The 19818-nt window shown below is 67.9% G+C and carries 17 protein-coding genes; 12 read left to right on the top strand and 5 right to left on the bottom strand.

All coding sequences use genetic code 11. The features are described 5' to 3' along the window. Window positions 1–141 precede the first annotated feature (141 nt). Genes OHA10_RS34415 through OHA10_RS34405 form a run of 3 tightly spaced genes read left to right on the top strand, consistent with a single transcriptional unit; the run spans window position 142 to window position 6341 of the window. Complete coding sequence (locus OHA10_RS34415) at window positions 142–804, top strand: hypothetical protein (protein ID WP_371402953.1); 663 nt, start codon at window positions 142–144, stop codon at window positions 802–804. Further along, window positions 801–1535, top strand: a complete 735-nt coding sequence (locus OHA10_RS34410; RefSeq protein ID WP_371402952.1) for a cobalt transporter — start codon at window positions 801–803, stop codon at window positions 1533–1535. Before OHA10_RS34415 ends, OHA10_RS34410 begins: the two co-directional genes overlap by 4 nt. Before the next feature lie 15 nt (window positions 1536–1550). Beyond that, on the top strand, window positions 1551–6341 hold the full coding sequence (locus OHA10_RS34405) for an Ig-like domain repeat protein (RefSeq protein ID WP_371402951.1): 4791 nt from the start codon (window positions 1551–1553) through the stop codon (window positions 6339–6341). Here OHA10_RS34405 and OHA10_RS34400 read toward each other — a convergent pair whose 3' ends face one another. From OHA10_RS34400 to OHA10_RS34390, 3 genes are read right to left on the bottom strand one after another with little or no spacing between them, the layout of a single operon-like run. Further along, the gene (locus tag OHA10_RS34400) at window positions 6342–7775 is read right to left on the bottom strand and encodes a DUF4832 domain-containing protein (RefSeq protein ID WP_371402950.1); all 1434 of its coding nucleotides are present in this window, start codon (window positions 7773–7775) and stop codon (window positions 6342–6344) included. Window positions 7776–7792: 17 nt separating this feature from the next. Further along, window positions 7793–9523, bottom strand: coding sequence for a DUF4832 domain-containing protein (locus OHA10_RS34395; protein WP_371402949.1), 1731 nt, complete (start codon window positions 9521–9523; stop codon window positions 7793–7795). Window positions 9524–9582: 59 nt separating this feature from the next. Continuing rightward, complete coding sequence (locus OHA10_RS34390; RefSeq protein WP_371402948.1) at window positions 9583–10737, bottom strand: ROK family protein; 1155 nt, start codon at window positions 10735–10737, stop codon at window positions 9583–9585. Between the two features lie 168 nt (window positions 10738–10905). On the opposite strand from OHA10_RS34390, the gene OHA10_RS34385 reads away from it, so the two are divergent. Together OHA10_RS34385 and OHA10_RS34380 are read left to right on the top strand one after the other, a co-directional pair. Continuing rightward, on the top strand, window positions 10906–11886 hold the full coding sequence (locus OHA10_RS34385) for a Gfo/Idh/MocA family protein (RefSeq protein WP_371402947.1): 981 nt from the start codon (window positions 10906–10908) through the stop codon (window positions 11884–11886). A gap of 12 nt (window positions 11887–11898) precedes the next feature. Next, window positions 11899–12891, top strand: coding sequence for a Gfo/Idh/MocA family protein (locus tag OHA10_RS34380; RefSeq protein ID WP_371402946.1), 993 nt, complete (start codon window positions 11899–11901; stop codon window positions 12889–12891). Here OHA10_RS34380 and OHA10_RS34375 read toward each other — a convergent pair. After that, on the bottom strand, window positions 12888–13793 hold the full coding sequence (locus OHA10_RS34375) for an SDR family oxidoreductase (RefSeq protein ID WP_371402945.1): 906 nt from the start codon (window positions 13791–13793) through the stop codon (window positions 12888–12890). The two genes, OHA10_RS34380 and OHA10_RS34375, sit on opposite strands and share 4 nt — an antisense overlap. Window positions 13794–13884: 91 nt before the next feature. Here OHA10_RS34375 and OHA10_RS34370 point away from each other — a divergent pair, with 91 nt between their 5' ends. Further along, the gene (locus OHA10_RS34370) at window positions 13885–14448 is read left to right on the top strand and encodes a TetR/AcrR family transcriptional regulator (protein ID WP_371402944.1); all 564 of its coding nucleotides are present in this window, start codon (window positions 13885–13887) and stop codon (window positions 14446–14448) included. On the opposite strand, the gene OHA10_RS34365 is transcribed toward OHA10_RS34370, so the two are convergent. Then, window positions 14405–15631 carry a low temperature requirement protein A gene (locus tag OHA10_RS34365; protein ID WP_371402943.1) on the bottom strand — a complete coding sequence of 409 codons (1227 nt, stop codon included), beginning with the start codon at window positions 15629–15631 and terminating at the stop codon, window positions 14405–14407. The genes OHA10_RS34370 and OHA10_RS34365 overlap by 44 nt on opposite strands. A 127-nt stretch (window positions 15632–15758) precedes the next feature. Between OHA10_RS34365 and OHA10_RS34360 the strand changes: the two genes are divergently transcribed. From OHA10_RS34360 to OHA10_RS34335, 6 genes are all read left to right on the top strand, one after another. Next, window positions 15759–16514 (top strand): SDR family oxidoreductase, encoded by a 756-nt coding sequence (locus OHA10_RS34360; protein ID WP_371402942.1) that lies wholly within the window; start codon window positions 15759–15761, stop codon window positions 16512–16514. Beyond that, a complete protein-coding gene (locus OHA10_RS34355; RefSeq protein WP_371402941.1) occupies window positions 16511–16729 on the top strand; it encodes a hypothetical protein in 219 nt (72 codons plus the stop codon). The genes OHA10_RS34360 and OHA10_RS34355 overlap by 4 nt, the downstream gene beginning before the upstream one ends. Before the next feature lie 13 nt (window positions 16730–16742). Next, entirely contained in the window at window positions 16743–17621 is an 879-nt protein-coding gene (locus OHA10_RS34350; RefSeq protein WP_371402940.1) for an RNA polymerase sigma-70 factor, read from the top strand. Window positions 17622–17633: 12 nt separating this feature from the next. Continuing rightward, the gene (locus OHA10_RS34345; RefSeq protein WP_371402939.1) at window positions 17634–17996 is read left to right on the top strand and encodes a hypothetical protein; all 363 of its coding nucleotides are present in this window, start codon (window positions 17634–17636) and stop codon (window positions 17994–17996) included. 63 nt (window positions 17997–18059) lie between these two features. Continuing rightward, complete coding sequence (locus tag OHA10_RS34340; protein WP_371402938.1) at window positions 18060–19130, top strand: LLM class flavin-dependent oxidoreductase; 1071 nt, start codon at window positions 18060–18062, stop codon at window positions 19128–19130. Continuing rightward, window positions 19127–19813, top strand: coding sequence for an NADPH-dependent F420 reductase (locus OHA10_RS34335; protein ID WP_371402937.1), 687 nt, complete (start codon window positions 19127–19129; stop codon window positions 19811–19813). The genes OHA10_RS34340 and OHA10_RS34335 overlap by 4 nt, the downstream gene beginning before the upstream one ends. Window positions 19814–19818: the final 5 nt, after the last annotated feature.

Here is a 19818-nt window from a genome sequence, read left to right as displayed (position 1 = left end):
GTGATGACGGGAACCGTTCACCTGCGCGTTGCCTGAGGACCACCTGAGAGGAGTGGTTCGTTACCTGGGCGTTGACAGAGTCCGGCGCGGTTGCGTGTGGCGCGTGTCTTGGGGGACCGCGAGTGCTCGGAGCGTTGACGGTTGCCCAGGTTCGGACGGCTGTTGCTGGGGACGGCTACTGCGGCCGTTGTGATGGCTGGGGGAGTGCTGCCCGCGGCTGCGCATCCGTTCGGGGATCCGCAGACCGTGGCGATCACGGGTGACGGTGCGGTTGTTCACCTGCGCTGGAAGGTCGGCGGGCTCGACGACCTCACGTTGCTCGGGGTCGCGCTCGGGGTGCTGCCGCGCGACCGGGTGATGATGGACGGCGCGGTGATCTACCAGCCGGCCGATGCGGTCGCGATGGCGCCGTCGCCGAAGCTGAGCGAGTACCTGCTCCGGCAGATCACGGTTGCCAGCGGCGACAAGGAGTGCCCGGGATCGGTGCGGCCCGCGGCGGATCTTGCGAAGGCCGGCGTGTCCATCGACTACACCTGTCCCGCCGCGGTGGGCGAGGTGTCGGTGACCGTGAAGACGCTGACGGATCTCAACCCGGCGTACAAGACGCTGGCCACCGGGCCGAACGGTGCGCGTGCGGTGTACGGCGACGGCAACGACCGGCATGACTGGACGCTGGGTGCTGTCGAGGAGTCGCACCTCGGGCGCAGCGCGGCAGTTCAGTTGGGTGCGGTCGGCGGTGCGGTCGGCGGTGCGGTTCTGCTGGTCGTCGCGGGTGTGTTCGGCGTACGGCGGCGGCGCTCATGAGTCTTGCTGGTCAGCTCGAAGGTTTCGTCCACTCGCCGGGAGTCCCGCCGGTTGCCTTCCTGTTGGCATTCGCGGCCGGGGCGGGGCATGCGGTGATGCCGGGGCATGGGAAGAGTCTTGCGGCGGCGTACCTCGTGGGGGAGCGCGGGCGGGTGCGGGATGCGGCCTGGTTGGGTGGGTCGGTCGCTGTCATGCATACCTTGTCGGTGCTGGTCATCGGGATTGCTTGGGCGTTCTTGTCGCTCGCGAATGTTGTGCGGCTGGAGCAACTGACTACTGGCCTGCAACTGCTGGGTGGCCTGTTGGTGGTTGCTACCGGCATCTGGTTGTTCAGGCGGCACCGGCATCAACGCGGACACGGGCATGGCCACGGGCATGGTCATGGGCACGGGCACGAGGCGTCTCGGCCGGGGTTGTTCATGCTCGGGATCTCGGGTGGGTTGACGCCGTCACCCTCGGCCTTCCTCGTGCTGGTGGCCGGGTTGTTCCTCGGCCGGGCCGGGTTCGCGTTGCTGCTCGTCATCACGTTCGGAATCGGTATGGCCGTCGTGCTGTTCGGCGTCGGGCTGCTTGCTGTTGCCGGCAGCAACGTCGTCGTCCGTGGCGGTCGCTCGCACCACCTCTTGTACGTCGCCACGCGTGTGGCGCCGCTGCTCGCCGCCGCCGGTATCACGCTGGCCGGCGTCGTCATGACCGCGTACGCCGCAACGCAGCTCGCGGCCCGCCTGTAGAAGGAGACCCCTGCCATGACGTTTCGATTCAGACGGTGGCGAGCCGCCGTGGCGATGCTGGCGGCCGCGCTGGTCGCCGGTTCCGGCGCCGCGATCGTCTCGACGACCTCAGGCGCCGAAGCCGCGGCTGCGGCCGAGTCGACCGGTGCGCCGACGCTCAACCTGCGCGACGGCCAGACCCTCGAGGCCACGACGACCGTCACCGCCGAGCCGAGCGCCGAGAACGACTCGGTGGTCGCGCTGAAGGTCGACGGTCAGCAGGTCGACGCCGACCGGACCGCGGGTACGGCGCATTTCGCGTTCGACATGGGCGGGAACGGCACCGAAGCGCGGTACCACAACTACCTGACGGTCAACGGCCGCACCGACAAGGTGTTCTTCCCGGACATCGCCGGCGGACAGAGCGGCAAGCTCGACCTGCCCGGCGAGTGGCTGCACACCGGCGTCAACACGGTCACCGTGCACGCCGGCGCGGCCTGGGTCGACACCACCAACACCGCCGCGGTCGGCTACGAGGTCCTGCCGTACGGCGAGGGCGGTCGCTGCCCGAACTACGACGACTTCCCGTTGAGCAGCATCAGTCTGAGCCTGCTCGGCATCGCGATCGACGGCGAGCAGAACGACTTCAGCTACAGCTTCGGCGACGGCACCTGCGGTTCGGCGAAGCACCTACTGACCCAGGACCTGACGTTCGTCGTCTCGGGCGAGCCCGGCAGTACGGCCGGACTCCGCAAGGACCTCGACACCACCCAGTTGAGCAACGGCGAACACACGATCGCCGCGACGACCACGTCGGGCGCGACCACAGTTGCGACCATCCAGGTCAACAACGCTCCGGCTGGTGCTCCGAAGATCACTCCCGCCGACGGCATCGTCGTGAAGGGCGAGCAGCCGGTGATCGCCGCCGTACCGAACGACGGTCAGTCCGGTGTGGGGTCGCTCGCGATCGACGGCAGCCCTGCGCGGAACGACGAGACCCTCGCTGCCGGGACGGCGACCTTCGGTGTGACCGTCGAGGCGGGGAACTCGGTCGAGGCGCGCTACCAGAACTACTTGCTTGTCAACGGCAACCGTGTCGATCTCGGTGGCGACTACGGTGTGAGCGGCGCGGAGACCGCGGCGGTCAAGTTCCCGCAGCGCTATCTGAAGCTCGGCGACAACACCGTCCAGGTGAAGACCGGCGACTACAACGGCACACTGAACGGCGCGACCTGCGCCAACCATGACGACTTCAAGCTCAGTGCGCCCAGCCTTGCTGCCGCCGGTGCGGTTACCCGCGGTACGACGTACCTGCTGACGACTACCGGATCGACCACCACCAAGACCGAGACGACAGACGCGATCCTTTCCCTCGGCGACGGTACGTGTGGTGCGAACAAGGAAGCGGAGTTCCACTTCACGGTGACGGACGCGCCGACCACGCGGACCGTGGACACCCTCGGCAGCGGCGGCGACGCGCACCTCAAACTGTTTGTCGGTGGCAATGGTTCCGACAACGGGTACGACAACAAGGTGCTGATCAACGGCATTCCGCTCGACCTCGGCGTCTGGGAGAAGGAGACCGCCGAGCTGACGTTCCCGAACGAGTGGCTCGTGCCGGGCGTCAACGTGCTCGAGTTCGTCGCCGGCAACGACCGGGGCAGCGCGAAGCCCGGCGGCTGCGACAACTACGACGACTTCACGATGCGCGACTTCGAGCTCACGCCGGACGGCGCCAAGGCGACCCAGCTGAGCAAGGAGATTGCCGAGAGCAACGTCACGATCGGCTCGGCGACGTACCCGATCGGTACGCCGGTGACCGTCTACATCGGCGACGGCACTTGCGGCAGCAGCCACAACGCCGAGCTGCGCAAGACGATCACGTTCGACGTCACCGCCGAGGACGGGTCGTCGCTGCCGGCGCTCGGCCGCCGCGCGGACGTCGACACCACCGCGATCGCGGACGGTGCACACACGATCGAGGCGGTCGTCGCGGACAAGACCGCGACCCGTCACTTCACCGTCGACAACTCGGCACCGACCGTCGGCAGCAGCGTGCCGGCCGAGGGTCAGCGCATCACGTCGACCGTCGCGATGATGGTGAACGTCGAGGACGCGACCGGACTCGCCGGTACGCCGCTGATCACGCTCGACGGCACCCCGGTGCAGCAGAGCGACCAGATCGGCCACGGCCTGCCCGCCGGCGCCCACACGATCGCGGTCACCGCCGCGGACACCCTCGGCAACACGGCCACCCGCGAGATCCACTTCACCAGCGCGAGCATCCCCGACGTACCGACGGATCTCGGCGCTTCTCTCACCGGCGTCAACGACCAGACCGCCACGCTCTCGGCGAAGATCCCCGGCGAGGCAGGCGTCCCCCTGACCGCCACCTTCACGAAGGCCGACGTCGTCACCCCGGTCCAGGGGTATCAGGGCGAGGCTGCCGACGTACCGACTTCGCTGGACGTCGCGCACGACAAGACCGTTGACGTGAATTCGCTCAAGCCGCTGGACGGGAAGACGGTCGACACGGCGTCGAGCCGGGATGTGGTCTTCCAGCGGTACGACCTGAACGTGAGCAAGGACAGCACGCTGCGGTGGGAAGGAACGATCGATCCGAAGCGGGTTGTTGCAGTGAGGGCCTGGGACCCGACTGCAAGGAAGTGGGTTGTCCTCACCAGCGGGCGGGGTGTGGCTGGGGAGAATGCGGTGCTGACCGCGCCCGTGTCCGCGCAGTACCGCGATGGTGGTGTGGTGCACGTGCTGGTGACGGGGGAGGACCCGTTCGCGGATGACTTGTCGCCGCGGGACGCTTCGGCGCAGAACGACAAGGATCACTTCGAGGACCCCGCGTCGTACGACTTCTCGATCGCACACTTCACCGACACGCAGTACCTGACCGAGGGTGCGGCCGGTGGGACGTACGACGACTGGGACGGCGTCAAGGAACCCAGCGACGTGATGACCGCCGAGGAGCAGGCGATCTGGGCCGCGGCGTACCGCAACGAGGTGCAGTGGATCGCGGACAACAGCGCCGGCCGCAAGATCCAGTACGCCGCGCACACCGGCGACGTGATCGAGAACGACTACTACGACCCGCTGGCGAAGAACCCGGACGGCTCGCTGCAGCGACCGGGGCTCAACGAAGAGGTCGAGAAGGAGCTCGCGCTCGCGTCGTCGTACCAGGACATCCTCGACAAGAAGGGTGTCGTCAACCAGGTCATCGCCGGTAACCACGACAACCAGCTCGGTGCGGAGACCGGTCCGGGGTCGCGGTTCAGCAAGACCTTCAGTGCGGAGCGCTACCAGCAGGTCGCGAAGGGCTGGCCGGCCGGTTCGGAGTACCACGCCTGGGACGAGAAGGTGAACCCGGACGGGTCGATCACGCCGGGCAAGGACAACCAGAACAACTACGTCCTGTTCTCGGCCGGCGGTCTCGACTTCGTCGCGGTCGGTCTGTCGTACGGCGTGACGCCGCAGGAAGCGAACTGGGCGGACTCGATCTTCAAGCGGTACAAGGACCGCAACGGGATCCTGCTCTCACACGACTACCTGCGTCCGTCGACGAACCCGGACGGTCGCGACGCCGGCTTCTCGGCGCCGGACGGCTCGCCCCTCTACAAGCAGGTCGTCGAGAGCAACCCGAACGTGTTCCTGGTGCTGGCCGGGCACGAGCACGGCGTCGGCACCAACCTGAAGACGAAGGTCGGCGTGACGGTCGCGCACGACGTGGTCGAGCTGCTCGCGGACTACCAGTTCTACACGGTGCCCGCCGGTGAGCTCTGGCCTGCGCTGGTCGATGCAGCGGGCAACATTGATGTGAATGGCGACGGTACGCCGGATCACAAGGCGACCGACCGGCTGCAGTTCGGGGCGAGCTTCCTCCGGCTGCTGCAGTTCGACGTCAAGCGCGCGGAGATGCACATCGACACATACTCGCCGTTCCTGAACAACTTCGGGGCGACCGAGTACGACATCCGCCAGGACGGCAGCCAGACCAAGCCGCGGTACAACGGCGCCGAGGACAACCTCACGCTGCCGGTCGACCTGACCACGCGGATGACGTCGTTCACCACGGACTCGCTGGCGGCCTATGTGCCGAACGGCGTGATCGGCACCGACAGCGTGGTCGCCAACGGTACGGCGACGACGGCCTGGACCGGTCTCGCGCCGGCGACGTCGTACGGCTGGGTCGTCACCGCGACGAGTGCGGACGACGGGATCGCGGTCGCGCAGCCGGCCGTCATCCGGACCCGCAAGGGTCAGCCGACGCTGACTGCCGCTGCTGTTACCACTCAATGGGGTAACGCGGGCAAGGTCACCGTGAACGTTGCCGCGGGCAAGTTCTCGGTCAGCGGGACGGTCGAGCTCCGTGAAGGCACGAAGGTGCGCGGTACGGCGCCGGTGACGAACGGGAAGGCGACGTTCACGCTGCCGGTAGGGCTCGCCGCGGGCGTGCACACGCTGACCGCGTCGTACACCGGTAGCGACACCTTCGAGCCGGCGCAGGCCACGGTCGGTGTGACCGTGAACCTGCCGCCGGCGTGGAACGCGAAGACGCTGTACAAGGCCGGCGCGAAGGTGTCGTACCAGGGCAAGCCGTACGAGGCGGCCTGGGCGAGCATCCTGCTCCCGCCGGGTGACGCGTACGGCGCCTGGCAGGAGCTCGCGATGACCGAAGACGGGACGACGCTGTGGACGCCGTCCCGCATCTTCGAGAAGGGTGACGTGGTGCTCTACAAGGACAAGCGCTACCAGGCCAAGTGGTGGACCCGGAACCAGGCTCCGGGCGACCAGTACGGCCCGTGGGCGCCTATCCGATAGTCAGCCGATAGACACCGTCTGCTGTAGATCGTTGTAACCAGTGCTCGACTGCCAGGTTCCGTTGTTGGCCAACTGCACCGCATACACGGCGTTGTAGGTCTCGGTGGAACCTGGCAGGCGGGCCTGCGACTGGAGCTTCGGGTCCGCGATGTTGAGCAGGACCTTGTACTTGCCCTTGGGCAGCTTGACGCTCCAGTTCAGGCTCACGGTCTGGCCGGCGCCCCAGCGACGCGGATCGGCCGGCACGTTCACCCGGTAGGTGTGCTGGGCGTTCTGGAACACCAGCTGCACCTGCCGCGGGTTGTACGGCGCCGCCCATCCGTCGTTCCGGATCTTCACGCCGACCTGCGCCTTGCCGTGCGACTGGCTGACCGTGGACTGTGTCAGCGCGAACCGGTAGCCCAGCTTCTGCTTCGCGATGTTGATGTTGTCGCCCCAGCTGGCCAGTACGCCCGGGTGGTACTCGATGTTCAGGAACGAGAAGTGCAGCGCGGCCATCTCGGCCGACGCCGACGGCCACTCCGACCGCGGCGCGTTCACACCGCAGGTCTCGCCGCCCTCGGGAACGTAGTTGGTGTCCTGGGCAACGAAATCCTTGTCGAGCTGGATCGGGTCGCTGAGGTACGTCCCGAAGTCGTCCGGGCTGGCCAGGAAGCAGTCGTTGTGCTGCCCGATCCGCGCCACCGCCGAGCCGTTGTAGGCCTGCTGCGCGGTCAGCCCGCCCGCGGTCCCGGTCGGCACGCCGTACATCCGTTGCTTCATGTACGGCGTCCGCACCTGGACCATCTTGTCCTTCGGCAACGCCTGGAGCAGCGCGTCGATGACGGCCTTGCGGTCGGCCCAGTTCTGGTCCGAGACCTGGCTCGGGTCCGCCGGGTTCGAGAAGTAGTCGGTGTAGTAGCCCTCACCCCAGAGGCCGACGAAACCCGACTGGACGACCGCGATCATGTCGGCGTTCTTGCGCAGGATCGGCGTCAGCTGCTTGATCTGCTTGACGACCCGGGCCACCGGAGCATCGCCGTACGGCGTCGGCGGCGGCCAGCCGTCACCGGGAAGTGCGTAGGCGAACCGGACGATCATCTTCACGCCGGCCGCGCGGGCGGTGTTGAAGTCGGCCTGCATCAGGTCGAGGTAGTGCTTGTCGATCACGTCCTGCTTGGAGAACTTCTCCAGGTAGAACAGCCGCAGGATCTGGGTGATGTGTTCCTGCGTGCGGAAGTTGCGCAGCTTGGTGACGTCGAGCGGGACGTAGCCGGAGTTGTCGGCGTAGTAGTGCGTCTCGGCGTGGTGGTAGAAACCGCGCTCCTGGTTGGAAATCACCTCGTCGGAGGTTGTGTAGGTGACAGTGCTGGCGGGCGGAGCGTGGTGTGCCATCGCGGTCTGGGTGGGTAGCAGCAACCCAACCACCGCGAGGCTTGCGGCAAGCCGTCTCATGCGGGTGTCTCCTCGGACTAGCTGACGGTGAGCGTGTGCAGGAGCGAGTTCATCCCGGTCGTCGCGTCCCAGGTGTTCTGGTTCGCGAGGCGGATGGAGTACTCGGGGCGGGTGGACAGGAGAGGATCCGGCAGGTTCAGCAGCAGGGAGTAGGAACCTGCCGGAAGATTCGTGGGCAGAGTGAGTGTCTGCGCGACGGTCGTCGACGCACCGGCGGTCCAGCGACGTGGGTCGGAGCTCATCGCGAGCTTGTACGTCGAGCCGGTCGACGTGTTGCGCAGTACGAGCTCGAGGTTGCGGGGGTTGAAGGGTGTCGCGTAGCCGTCGTTGTGGACGGTGAACGAGACCGGCAGGCTGCCGCCGGGGGAGGCGGTCGCGGGGTACGTGCCGGACTCGAGGCGGAAGCGGTAGCCGAGGTTCTTGGAGATGTCGGCGAGGCAGCCGCCGGAGTTCCAGGAGTTGAGGACGGTCGGCTCGTAGTCGGTGTTGATGAACGACCAGTGGAACTGCGCGAGCTCGCCGGTCGCGGTCGGGCAGCTGGAGCGCGGCGGGTTCGAGCCGCAGGTCTCGCCGCCCATCGGGACGTACGTGGTGTCGGCCTGCAGGTACGGATACTCGACGGAGGTGTTCTCGTACGTGCCGAAGTCGTCGGGGCTGGCGAGGAAGCAGTCGTTGTGATGGCCGATCCTCGACAGGGCCGAGCCGTTGTAGGCGTTACCCGGTTGGACGGCGGTGGTCGAGTACATGGTGCGCTTGAACTTCGGCGTACGCAGCTGGATCATCCGGGTCGACGGGACAACGCTCAGCAGCTTGTCGGTGACGGCCTTGCGGTTGGCCCAATCGGTCGACGTGACCGTGCCGGCGTTGCCGAAGTTCTGCGTGTAGTACCACTCACCCCACGCGCCGATGAGACCTGCTTGGACGACGGCGATGACGTCCTTGCCGGAGTTGAGGTACGGCGCGAGCTGGTCGAGGTGGGACAGGATCCTGTCCTTGGTCGTGTCGTCGCCGGCGGTCGAGGTGGTGTAGGCGAACCGGAGGACCATCTTCAGACCGGCCGCGCGAACGGTGTTGATCTGCTGCTGGAGCTGGTCGAGGGCGGCCTGTGCGATCGGACCGTTCTTGTACTCGGCCAGGTAGAAGACGCACATGACGAGCGAGATGCCCTGACTGGTGCGGTAGCTCTGCAGGGTGCTCTGGGAGAAGTCGGCTTTGTCGCAGTCGCCGGTGTGGTGGTAGAAGCCGCGCTCAGGGTTGGCGAAGTTCTCGGTCGACGGCGTGTAGGTGACGGAACCACCGCCGGACGAATAGGTCTGCGTGAGCTTCGCGGAGGTCTCCAACGGCGACTCGACCTGGAAGACCAGGTCGGCGTCGCCCGGGGTCGCGGTCTCGCCGAGGTCGGAGCGGTTGACCGTCCACTGGGCGACGTTGCCTGAGCTGGAGAAGGTGACCGTGCGGAGGAGTGTCCAGCTCCAGCCGGTGCCGGTGTGCTGGTACAGGCTGCCGTTCTCGAGCAGGTAGTCGGCGCCGGTGCCGGCTTGTGCGTAGCCGGTCGAGGCGTTGCGGTCGGTGTCGACGTACACGCGGAGGAACTGCGGGGTGCCGGTGTAGGAGAAGCGGTAGGTGACGGTCGTGGCGGTGTTGGTCGCGGAGGCGCCGCTGATCGTCGCCTGGGCGGGGGAGACCAGGAGTACGGCGAGCAGCACACCGGTCACGAGCGCGCTGATCAGACGGAACGGACGCATCATGATGCTTCCTCTCGCTGGGCGGGGCGATGGGAATAATCATGGAGTCCAGGAAAATTATGTCAAGGTCTCAGCCCGGTCCTGATCGTCGCCTCCACCTCATCCAGCGCCAACCGGACCGCACCCAGCGCGACCCCTTCGTCCGCGAACGCCGACACCCGGATCTCCGGCGTCCGCAGACACCACCGATCCAGTTCCCGCCGCAACGGCTCCACCATCACGTCCGCCGACCGCGAAAACCCACCCCCGATCACCACCAGCTGCGGATCCAGAGTCAGCACGAGAGCCGACGCCCCCACCGCAAGATCACGCACGTAGTCACCCACCGCGTCCACGGCCCGCACATCCCCACCCCGAGCCGCCAGAAACACCCGCTCGAACCCACCCGACGAGCCCGAGGCCAGGCCGGTCGACTGGGGGGTGGTCTCGAGCCAGCTGGTGAGGTGTTCGGGGGCTCTCAGCCAGCCGGCGGCGGGGAGGGCGCCTATTTCGCCGGACCAGTTGGCGAAGCCGCGGTGGAGTTTGCCGTCGATGATGAGGCCGGCGCCGGTGCGGAGGCCGGCGAGGAGGAAGACGACGTCTTTGGCATAGCGAGCTACGCCACGCCAGGTTTCAGCGAGGGCCGCGAGTTTGCAGTCGTTTTCGACCCGGACGGGGCCGGGCACCAACCGGCGTACGTGGGCGGTCAGGTCGACGCCGCTCCACTCGGGCAACGAGTCCGACAGCATCACCTTGCCGGAGGCGTCGACGAGACCGGTGGTTGCTACGCCGGTCGACCAGATCTGCCGAGCCTCGACCCCCGCCCCGGCCAGGGCCTTCGCCACGCAGCGGTCCATCACCGCGAGCCGTTCGCGCCGCCCAGCCTCGGGATCGACCGCGATGCGCGTCTGGTTGAGCACCTCGCCGTCGAGGTCGGTCACCAGCGCAAGCGCCTTGTGCCCACCGATGTCCACCCCGAGCAACCGCCCGGCCCCGGCGTTGAACCGGTACCGCCTGGCCGGCCGCCCGACCGAGCCCAGCGCCGGCGCAACCTCGGCCAACCATCCGCGTCCGAGCAAGTCACGTGCAACATCCTCGGTCGACGCGCGCGACAGTCCGGTCCGCTTCGACAGCTCGGTCAGGGTGAGCGGCTGATCGCCCCGCAACTCCCGCAGTACGGCGGATGCGTTGAGCTGACGCAACCGCGAGAGATCCCCGCCGACCGGCTCCTCACTCATCGCGGCTCCTCAGTTATCCAGGACTCCCGGATAACTATAAGCACTCCGACTGCGCACGGATCTCACCGTGTGAAAGGGCGCGCCGGACCCCTGTCCAGACCTCCTGACAACGTTGTACCGTCATCTGCTGACGGTCGAACCGAAACGTTTTCGCCTCAGGAGGACCAGGTGTCCAACCCACTGAAGATCGCGACCCTCAGCTTCTGGCACGTGCATGCGGGCGACTATTCGAGGCAGGCCCAGGCGCACCCCGGGACGGACCTGGTGGCCGTCTGGGACGACGATGCCGACAGGGGCAAGTCCGCTGCCGAACAGTTCGGCGTCGAGTTCACCGACGACCTCGACGCACTGCTGGCCCGTGACGACCTCGACGGCGTGGTGATCACGACGCCGACCGACGTGCACCGCGACGTGATGGTCAAGGCGACCCGGGCCGGCAAGCACATCTTCACCGAGAAGGTCCTCGCACCCACCGTCGCCGAGGCCGAGGAGATCGTCGCCGCGACCGACGCGGCCGGCGTGAAGCTGACGGTCTCGCTGCCGCGGCTCTACCACGGCTACACCCAGGCGATCAGTGAAGTCATCGACGACGGCACGCTGGGCACGATCACGTACGGCCGGGTCCGGCTCTCGCACGACGGCGCCATCCCGCGCGACGGCGTCGAGGGCTGGCTGCCGCAGCGGTTCTTCGAGCCGTCGACCGCGATCGGCGGCGCGCTCACCGACCTCGGCTGCCACCCGGTCTACCTGACCCAGCTGTTCCTCGGCGCGCAGCCCGACACGGTCAGCGCGACGTACCGTTCGATCGCCGAGCGCGGTCTGGAAGACAACGCTGTCGTGGTCGTCGGCTACCCGGACCAGAAGATCGGCGTGATCGAGGCCGGGTTCGCGAGCAACAACCCGTTCACGATCGAGCTGTTCGGCACCGACGGGACGCTCACCTACACCGATGCGGGCAACGTCCTGCTGGTGAACGGCGAGCAGGTCGACGTGCCCGAGCACGGCACCGACGCGTTCGCGCAGTGGGTCGATCACATCAACAACGGGACCCGGGCGGACGACAACATCGCGCGCGCAGTCGAGTTGACCCGTTTGGTCGTGGCCGCGAACGAGGCCGCCAAGACCGGTAACGCCATCGCCTACAGCTGAGGAGACTTTCCGATGATCAAGGTTGGGCTCATCGGCGCCGGCGGGATTGCGTCGGCGCACATCAAGGGTTACCGGGCGCACGCCGACAAGATCGGCGTGACAGCGGTCGCGGACGCCGTCGAGGAGACGGCGAACAAGCGCGGCGAAGAGCTGGGCGCAACGCCGTACACCGATTATCGCGAGATGCTCGCGAACGAAGAGCTGGATGCCGTCGACATCTGTCTGCCGCACCACCTCCATCGCGACGCGATCGTCGCGGCGGCCGAGGCGGGCAAGCACATCCTGTGCGAGAAGCCGCTATGCCTGTCGGCGGAGGAGGCAGCAGATGTGCGCAAAGCGGTGGTGAAGAACGGCGTGACGCTGATGTGCGCGCACAACCAGTTGTTCATGCCGGCGGTGGCCAAGGCCAAGGCGCTGCTCGAGGCCGGGACCATCGGCACGGTCTACGAAGTACGGACGACCGACAGTTTCTACAACGACTTCGACCCGAGTTCGATGGGCTGGCGCGCTAGCAGCAAGACGAGTGGCGGTGGCGAGCTCATTGACACCGGGTACCACCCCACCTATCTGATGCTGCACCTGGCCGGCGGGCTGCCGGTCGAGGCGACCGCGATGCTCTCCACGCACCGATTGAAGTTCATGGAGGGCGAGGACTCCGCGCAGGTCCTGATCAAGTTCGACAACGGTGTTGTCGGTCAGCTCGTGACCAGCTGGGCCTACCAGCCGGCCACGTCCACCGAACGCTTCTCTGCCGTCGGCGAGCTCGGCTCACTGACCAGCGACGGTACGACGCTGTCGTACCGCCTCCGGTCCGGCGAGACCGAGACCTTCGACTTCGAACCGGTCGACACGTTCGTCGCCGAGGTCGGCCACTTCGCCGACTCCTTGCTCGGCAAGACCCGTCCGCTGCACACCGAGGAGGAAGGGATCGCCGTCCTCGGCATCCTGCTCGCGGCGTACGAAGGCTCCCGCTCGAAGACGATCGCGCCGGTCCTCAAGGTCTAAGCGAAGTAGAACCCCTCCGCCAGGTCCGCGAGGAGATCCGGGTGCGTGGGCTGCCAACCGAGCAGCTCACGCGTCCGGGCCGCGGACGTCGGGTTGTTCATGGTCGCGAAGCGGGCGAGGAAACCGAGGTACTGCGGTGCCTCGTCCGCCGTGATCGACCTTGCCGGCAGGTCGAGGCCGGTGCCGATCGCTTCCGCGATGATGCGGAACTCGATGCCCTCGTTCTGGATCGCGTGCAGGCGGCTGCCCGCCGGTGCCGACTCGAGCGCCAGGCGGTAGAGCCGTGCCGCGTCGAGCGTGTGCACGGACGGCCAGCGGTTCGACCCGTCGCCGATGTACGCCGCGAAGCCGTTCTGCCGGGCGAAGGCGATCAACGAGGGCGCGAAACCGTGGTGGTCGAGCCGGCTGTGCGTGATCGCCGGCAGCCGGAGGACCGAGGCGCGAACGCCCTTGCCGGCCAGTTCGATCACGAAGTTCTCCGCGTCGATGCGGTACCCGCCGGACGGATCGAAGTCGTCCTCGGTCGCGGTGCGGTCCTTGACGATGCCGGCCAGCATGCCGGTGCCCGACGTACTGACCAGCGGCTTGTCGGTGCCGGCGAGAGCGTCGCCGATCGCCCGCAGGGCGGCGAGATCGGACGCGGCCGCGCCGGCCAGGTCGCCGGCCTGCATGGCGTCGTGGCGGAACGCGAGATGCACGACTCCGTCCGCCGCGGCGGCTGCGGCTTGCAGCCGATCGAGGTCGTCGAGGTCACCGCGAACGACCTCGGCGCCCCAGTCCGTCAGGCGTTTCGCCGACTCGTCGGAGCGGGCCAGGCCGAGGACCGAGTGGCCGTTGTGCAGGAGTTCCGGTACGAGAGCCGAGCCGACGTGCCCGGACGCGCCGGTGATGAACACGCGCATGGGAGATCCCCTTCGAAGAGTGATGTCATTGACTGACATCACCATGCTACACACTCTGATGTCAGTCAATGACATCAGCTAGGATCGACCCATGGGACGGTGGGAACCGGACGCGGCCGGGCGGCTGCGTGAGGCGGCGATGGCGCTGTACGCCGAGCGCGGGTACGACGGCACGACCGTCGCCGACATCGCCGACCGGGCCGGCGTCACCGCGCGCACGTTCTTCCGGCACTTCGCGGACAAGCGCGAGGTGCTGTTCGCCGGATCCGAGCTCCTCGAGCAGTTGATGGTGAAGGCGCTGGCCGATGCGCCGGCGGACGCGACGCCGATGGAGGCGGTCGCGGCCGCCGTGCTGGCGTCGGCAGAGTTCTTCGACGACATCCGCCGGGAGTACTCGCGCCGCCGTCAGGGCGTCATCAACGCGACCCCCGAGCTGCGCGAGCGCGAGCTGATCAAGATGGCCGCGCTGACGTCCGCGCTCACCGACGGCCTGCTCGAGCGCGGGGTCGCTCCCGACGTCGCGCCGCTGGCGGCCGAGACCGGGGTCGCCGTGTTCCGGGTGTCGTTCGAGCGGTGGATCACCGCCCCGGACAGCGAGCCGATCGCGGACGTCATTCGGTCGACGTTGAAGACACTGTCCGGTTTGACTGCCTGACGCCTTCGTCCCAGGAGGCGATCGCGACGAGCGCGACACAGGTGGCCGCGATGAGCGCGAGATCTGCCACCGAGCCGATGTGCGGCGTCGCGAGCGGCAGGAGCAGCAGGATCGCCACGCCCGCGAACGACGTACCGAGGTGGACGCGGGACGGCTCGGAGATGATCCGGTGCACGCCCCACAACAGCGCGACGAAGCAGGCGGCCGGCGCGGCGACCGAGTAGCTCGCGGCAGTCGGGGAGATGTGCAGGTCGTGGCTGGTCTGCTCGACGACGACCTCCAGTCCGGCGCCGAGCGCGGCGAGCGACGCGAAGATCCCGTAGTGGCCGTAGCCCCAGCGGTACGAGCGGCTCCGGCGCTCCTCGAGCCGCGGCCCCGCGGGGTGCAGGAAATACAGCCACCACAACGCGAACAGGATCACCAGACCGCAGGCGGCGACCGCGATCAGCTCGGCGCTCACCTCGGTCTCCTCGACAGCACGCCGTACTGCGTTGGACGCGGCCAGGACCGCTTCGCCGAGCAGGATGATCGTGAACAACCCGTACCGCTCGGCGATGTGATGCGGGTGCCAGTGCGTCGCCCGCGGCCGCTCCGCCCACAGCGGCACGGACAGCTCGAGAATCGCCAGCACGATGAACGCGACGAGCAGCACGGTGTCGGACGCGCCGGTGTCGGCCAGATACAGCCGCCCGAACCAGCCCAGCTGCAACGCCCCGATGCCGAACGCGTAGCGGAACGCCGTACGACGTGAGTCCGGGTCCTCGATGCCCGCGCGCAGCCAGAGCGAGATCAGCCCGAGCCGCATGATCAGATAGCCGGTCGTGATCATCACGTAGTCGCCGTGGTCCGCGGCCGCCGGGACGCCCGCGGCGAGCAGCAGCACGCCGGCCATCTGCACCATGGTCAGGATCCGGTACGTGACGTCGTCGGTGTCGTACGACGAGGCGAACCAGGTGAAGTTCATCCAGGCCCACCAGATCGCGAAGAAAACCTGTAGGAACGGCAGTACGCCGTCGGCGGCGTGGCCGTCCGCGATCGTGTGCGCGAACTGCTCGGTGACCGCGGCGATCGCGACCACGAAAGTCAGGTCGAACAGCAGCTCCAGCTGGCTGGAGACCCGGTTCGGCTCGTCGATCGGGCGCGCGGTCATCCGCACGCGGATCCGGACCGTGGCGTTCGGCACGGGGTGTCCCTTCGTCAGGCGTCGTCTCTCAGTGAGACAGGACACAGGCATCAGCTGTGACTGTCACAAGCCGGGCGGGTGCCCTGTCTTACCTGTGACAGCCAAAGACAATCGAAGGGGTTCTGCGATGAAGATCGTCGTGATCGGCGGCACCGGCCTGATCGGCACGAAGCTGGTGGCGAAGCTCACCGAGCACGGCCACGAGGCGGTGCCGGCCGCGCCGAGCACCGGTGTCAACACGATCACCGGAGAGGGTCTGGCCGACGTGTTGAAGGGCGTCGACGTCGTGATCGACGTCGCCAACTCGCCGTCGTTCGAGGCCGGGCCGGTGATGGAGTTCTTCAAGACCTCGACGAGCAACGTGCTGCAGGCAGAGGACGCGGCCGGCGTCCGGCACCACGTCGGGATCTCGATCGTCGGCACCGAGCGGATGCCGGAGAATGCCTACTTCGCGGCGAAGATCGCCCAGGAGGAGCTGATCAAGGCCTCCGGTCTGCCGTATTCGCTGGTGCACGCGACGCAGTTCTTCGAGTTCGTCGGCCCGACCGCGGACTCGGGCACCGGCGACGACGGCAAGGTGCACATCGCGCCGGTCGCGTGGGCGCCGATCGCCGGTGACGACGTCGCGAAGGACCTCGCGAAGGTCGCCGTGGGCGAGCCGCTGAACGCGCGGATCGACATCGCCGGCCCGGACGAGTACCGGATGGACGAGTTCTTCCGCAAGGCGCTGGCGCAGCGCGGCGACGCCCGCGAGGTCGTCTCCGACCCGCACGCGCTGTACTTCGGCGCCGAGCTGAAGGAGCGCAGCCTGGTCCCGGTCGGCCCCGCCACTCTGGGCGAGCTGCACTACGACGAGTGGTACGCCGCGCAGGCCGGTCGATGACGATGGGTACGAACGACGAGTTGCGGGAGCTCGAGGTCGAGGTCGACGCGGACATCGAGCTGGACGCGGCGGGCACACAGTCCGAGGACGACGAGCTCGACTGGGTGCTCGACCCGTACGAGGCGCAGGCGGAGACCGCCGACCTGAACAGCCTGCGCGGCGCGATCCAGGCGCTGGAGGGCGATGAGCCACCGTATTCTCCAGCAGGGGACTGACAGAAGGGTGTCGATGGAGCTCGACGATCTTGACGGCGCGGTCGCGGTCTTCAACGAGGTGCGGCCGCGCCTGATGGGGATCGCGTACCGGATGCTGGGCAGCCACACCGAGGCCGAGGACCTGGTCCAGGAGGTGTGGCTGCGCTGGCAGGCCGCGGACCGCAGTACGGTCCAGAACCCGGTGGCGTACCTGTCGACGGCGGTGACCAGGCTCGCGATCAACGCGAGCCAGTCCGCGCGTGCCCGGCGGGAGACCTACATCGGGCCGTGGCTGCCGGAGCCGGTCGACACCAGCGCCGACCCGTACCTCGGTGCCGAGCGCGGGGAGGCGTTGAGTTTCGCCGTCCTCCTCGTGCTCGAGCGGCTGTCACCGACCGAGCGGGCGGCGTACATCCTGCGCGAGGCGTTCGACTACCCGTACGACGAGCTGGCCACGATGCTGCAGTCGACCGAGCCCGCGGTGCGCCAGCTCGTGAGCCGGGCTCGGAAGCGGATCCGTGCGGAACGCCGCACCGAGGTCAGCGGGAGTCAGCAGAAGAAGTTGCTGTCGGCGTTCGTCGAGGCGGCGCGGTCGGGTGATCTCGCGGTGCTGGAGCAGTTGCTGGCCAAGGACGCAATCAGCTACTCCGACGGCGGCGGGGCGGCGCGTGCGTCGAGGTTCCCGGTCGTCGGGCGGGATCGGGTGGCGAAGTACCACCGGGCGTTCCACGACCGCTTCTGGGTCGGTGTCACGGTGGAGTTCGGCCGGGCGAACGGCCGTGCGGTCGCGATGCTCGAGCGCGACGGCGTGATGTTCGCGGTGTGCACGGTGATCGCGTCGGACGACGGCATCGACGAGGTGCTGTGGATGATGAATCCGGCCAAGATCACCGCCGTCAGCGCTGTCGCTTGAGCTGGAGGAGATGTGTTCAAGCGGAGCGATCATGCCGTCGTACACCGGTTCGCGACGGCCTGCCGGGCCGGTAGTGCCGGTGCGATCCGGGGCTTGCTGACGCCCGACGTGATCGCGGTCAGCGACGGCGGCGGGCAGGTGTTCACCGCGCCGGGACCGGTGCGGGGGATCGCGCAGGTCGCGGAGTGCGTGTCCGGCGTGCTCGGGCTGCACCCTGATATGGCATTGACCGTGGAGGCGGTCAACGGCCAGCCGGGCGTCGTGCTGCGTGGTGCGGGCCGGGTCGTCGCCGTCGTGAGCCTGAAGGTGACCGGCGCGAAGGTCGCCGCGGTCTGGATCGTGCTGAACCCGGACAAGCTGCGGCACTGGGTCTGACTTCTCTCCGGGGAATGAACGCCCCCTGGTCTGGTGTTGACGTGTCAACCTAGACTAATCAGGGTGAGCGGACAGGAGAGTGCGGACATGGCCGAGTTGGCCACGTTGGATTTCGGGTTGGACTCCTTCGGGGACATCCCGGTGGACGACAGCGGCGCGCCGGTGACGGACGCGGCGGCGATCCGGCAGGTCGTCGAGGAGGCGGTCCTGGCCGACCAGATCGGCGTGAACGCGATCGCGCTCGGTGAGCACCACCGGCCGGAGTACTCGATCTCGTCGCCGGAGACGGTGCTGGCCGGTATCGCGACGAAGACGTCGAACCTCAAGCTCGGCTCCGGTGTCACCGTGCTGAGCTCGGACGACCCGGTGCGGGTCTTCCAGCGGTTCTCCACCGTCGACGCGCTGTCGAACGGACGGGCCGAGGTGATCCTCGGGCGTGGGTCGTTCACCGAGTCGTTCCCGCTGTTCGGGTACGACCTGGCCGACTACGACAAGCTGTTCGAGGAGAAGCTGCAGTTGTTCGTGCAGCTGCTCGACGAGAAGCCGGTCACCTGGGAGGGCACGGTTCGCGCCGCGCTCGACAACGCCGACGTCTATCCGAAGACCGAGTCCGGCCGGCTGAACACCTGGGTCGGGGTCGGCGGGTCGCCGCAGTCCGTCGTACGCACGGCGTACTACGGGTTGCCGTTGATGCTCGCGATCATCGGTGGCGCGCCGGACCGGTTCGCGCCGTACCTGGATCTGTACAAGCGGGCGGCCGAGCAGTTCGGCACCGTCGCGCATCCGGTCGGGATGCACTCGCCGGGATTCGTCGCGGAGACCGACGAGCTGGCGAAGGAGATCTTCTACGCGCCGTACAAGGTGATGCGGGACCGGATCGGCGCACTGCGCGGCTGGCCGCCGCTGAAGCGCGAGGAGTTCGAGTCCGAAGTACTGCACGGGTCGATGTACGTCGGGTCGCCGGAGACTGTGGCGCGCCGGATCGCCGATGCCGTCGGGACGCTCGGGGTTTCGCGGTTCGACCTGATCTACTCGGGTGGTCCGCTGCCGGTGAGCGCCCGGCTGAAGGCCGTCGAGCTGTACGGCACGAAGGTCATCCCGCTGGTGCGCGACATGCTGGCGGAGTCGAAGTGACCACGATCGGGATCCTCGGAGCGGGGAAGGTCGGGACTGTTCTGGCTCGGCTCGCGATCGCCGCTGGGTATCGCGTGCTGATCGCCGGGTCGGGTGAGGTTTCCAAGATCGCGCTGATCGTGGAGGTCGTCACGCCCGGCGCCGAAGCCACGACCGCTGCTCAGGCGGCGGCCGAGGCCGACGTGGTGATCCTGGCGCTGCCACTCGGCAAGTACCAGTCGATCCCGGTCGACGCGCTGCGCGGGAAGCTCGTCATCGACGCGATGAACTACTGGTGGGAGGTCGACGGCATCCGCGACGACCTGACCGACCCGCGGACGTCGTCCTCGGAGCTCCTCCAGGAATTCCTGCCCGGGTCCCGCGTCGTCAAAGCCTTCAACCACATGGGCTACCACGACCTCGACGAAGGCGCTCGCCCTGCCGGATCGCTGGACCGCAAGGCCATCGCAATCGCGGGTGAGGCCGCCGACGCGGCCGAGGCGGCGACCCTCGTCGAGGCCCTCGGCTTCGATCCGGTCCTCGCCGGCCCGCTTGCCGAGGGCAAGCGTCTGGAGCCCGGCGCCGAGTCCTTCGGCGCCAACGTCGGCGCGGACGAACTCCGCGACATGCTGGCCCGCTACCCCGAAACCGTCAAAGGCCAAGAGGTAGCCCAAGCCCGCGCTGCCGCGGAGAACGCCGCGTAGTCACA

The organism is Kribbella sp. NBC_00662, assembly GCF_041430295.1.
In the GTDB taxonomy this organism is placed as follows: domain Bacteria; phylum Actinomycetota; class Actinomycetes; order Propionibacteriales; family Kribbellaceae; genus Kribbella.
This window is presented reverse-complemented; position numbering and strand designations above follow the sequence as displayed.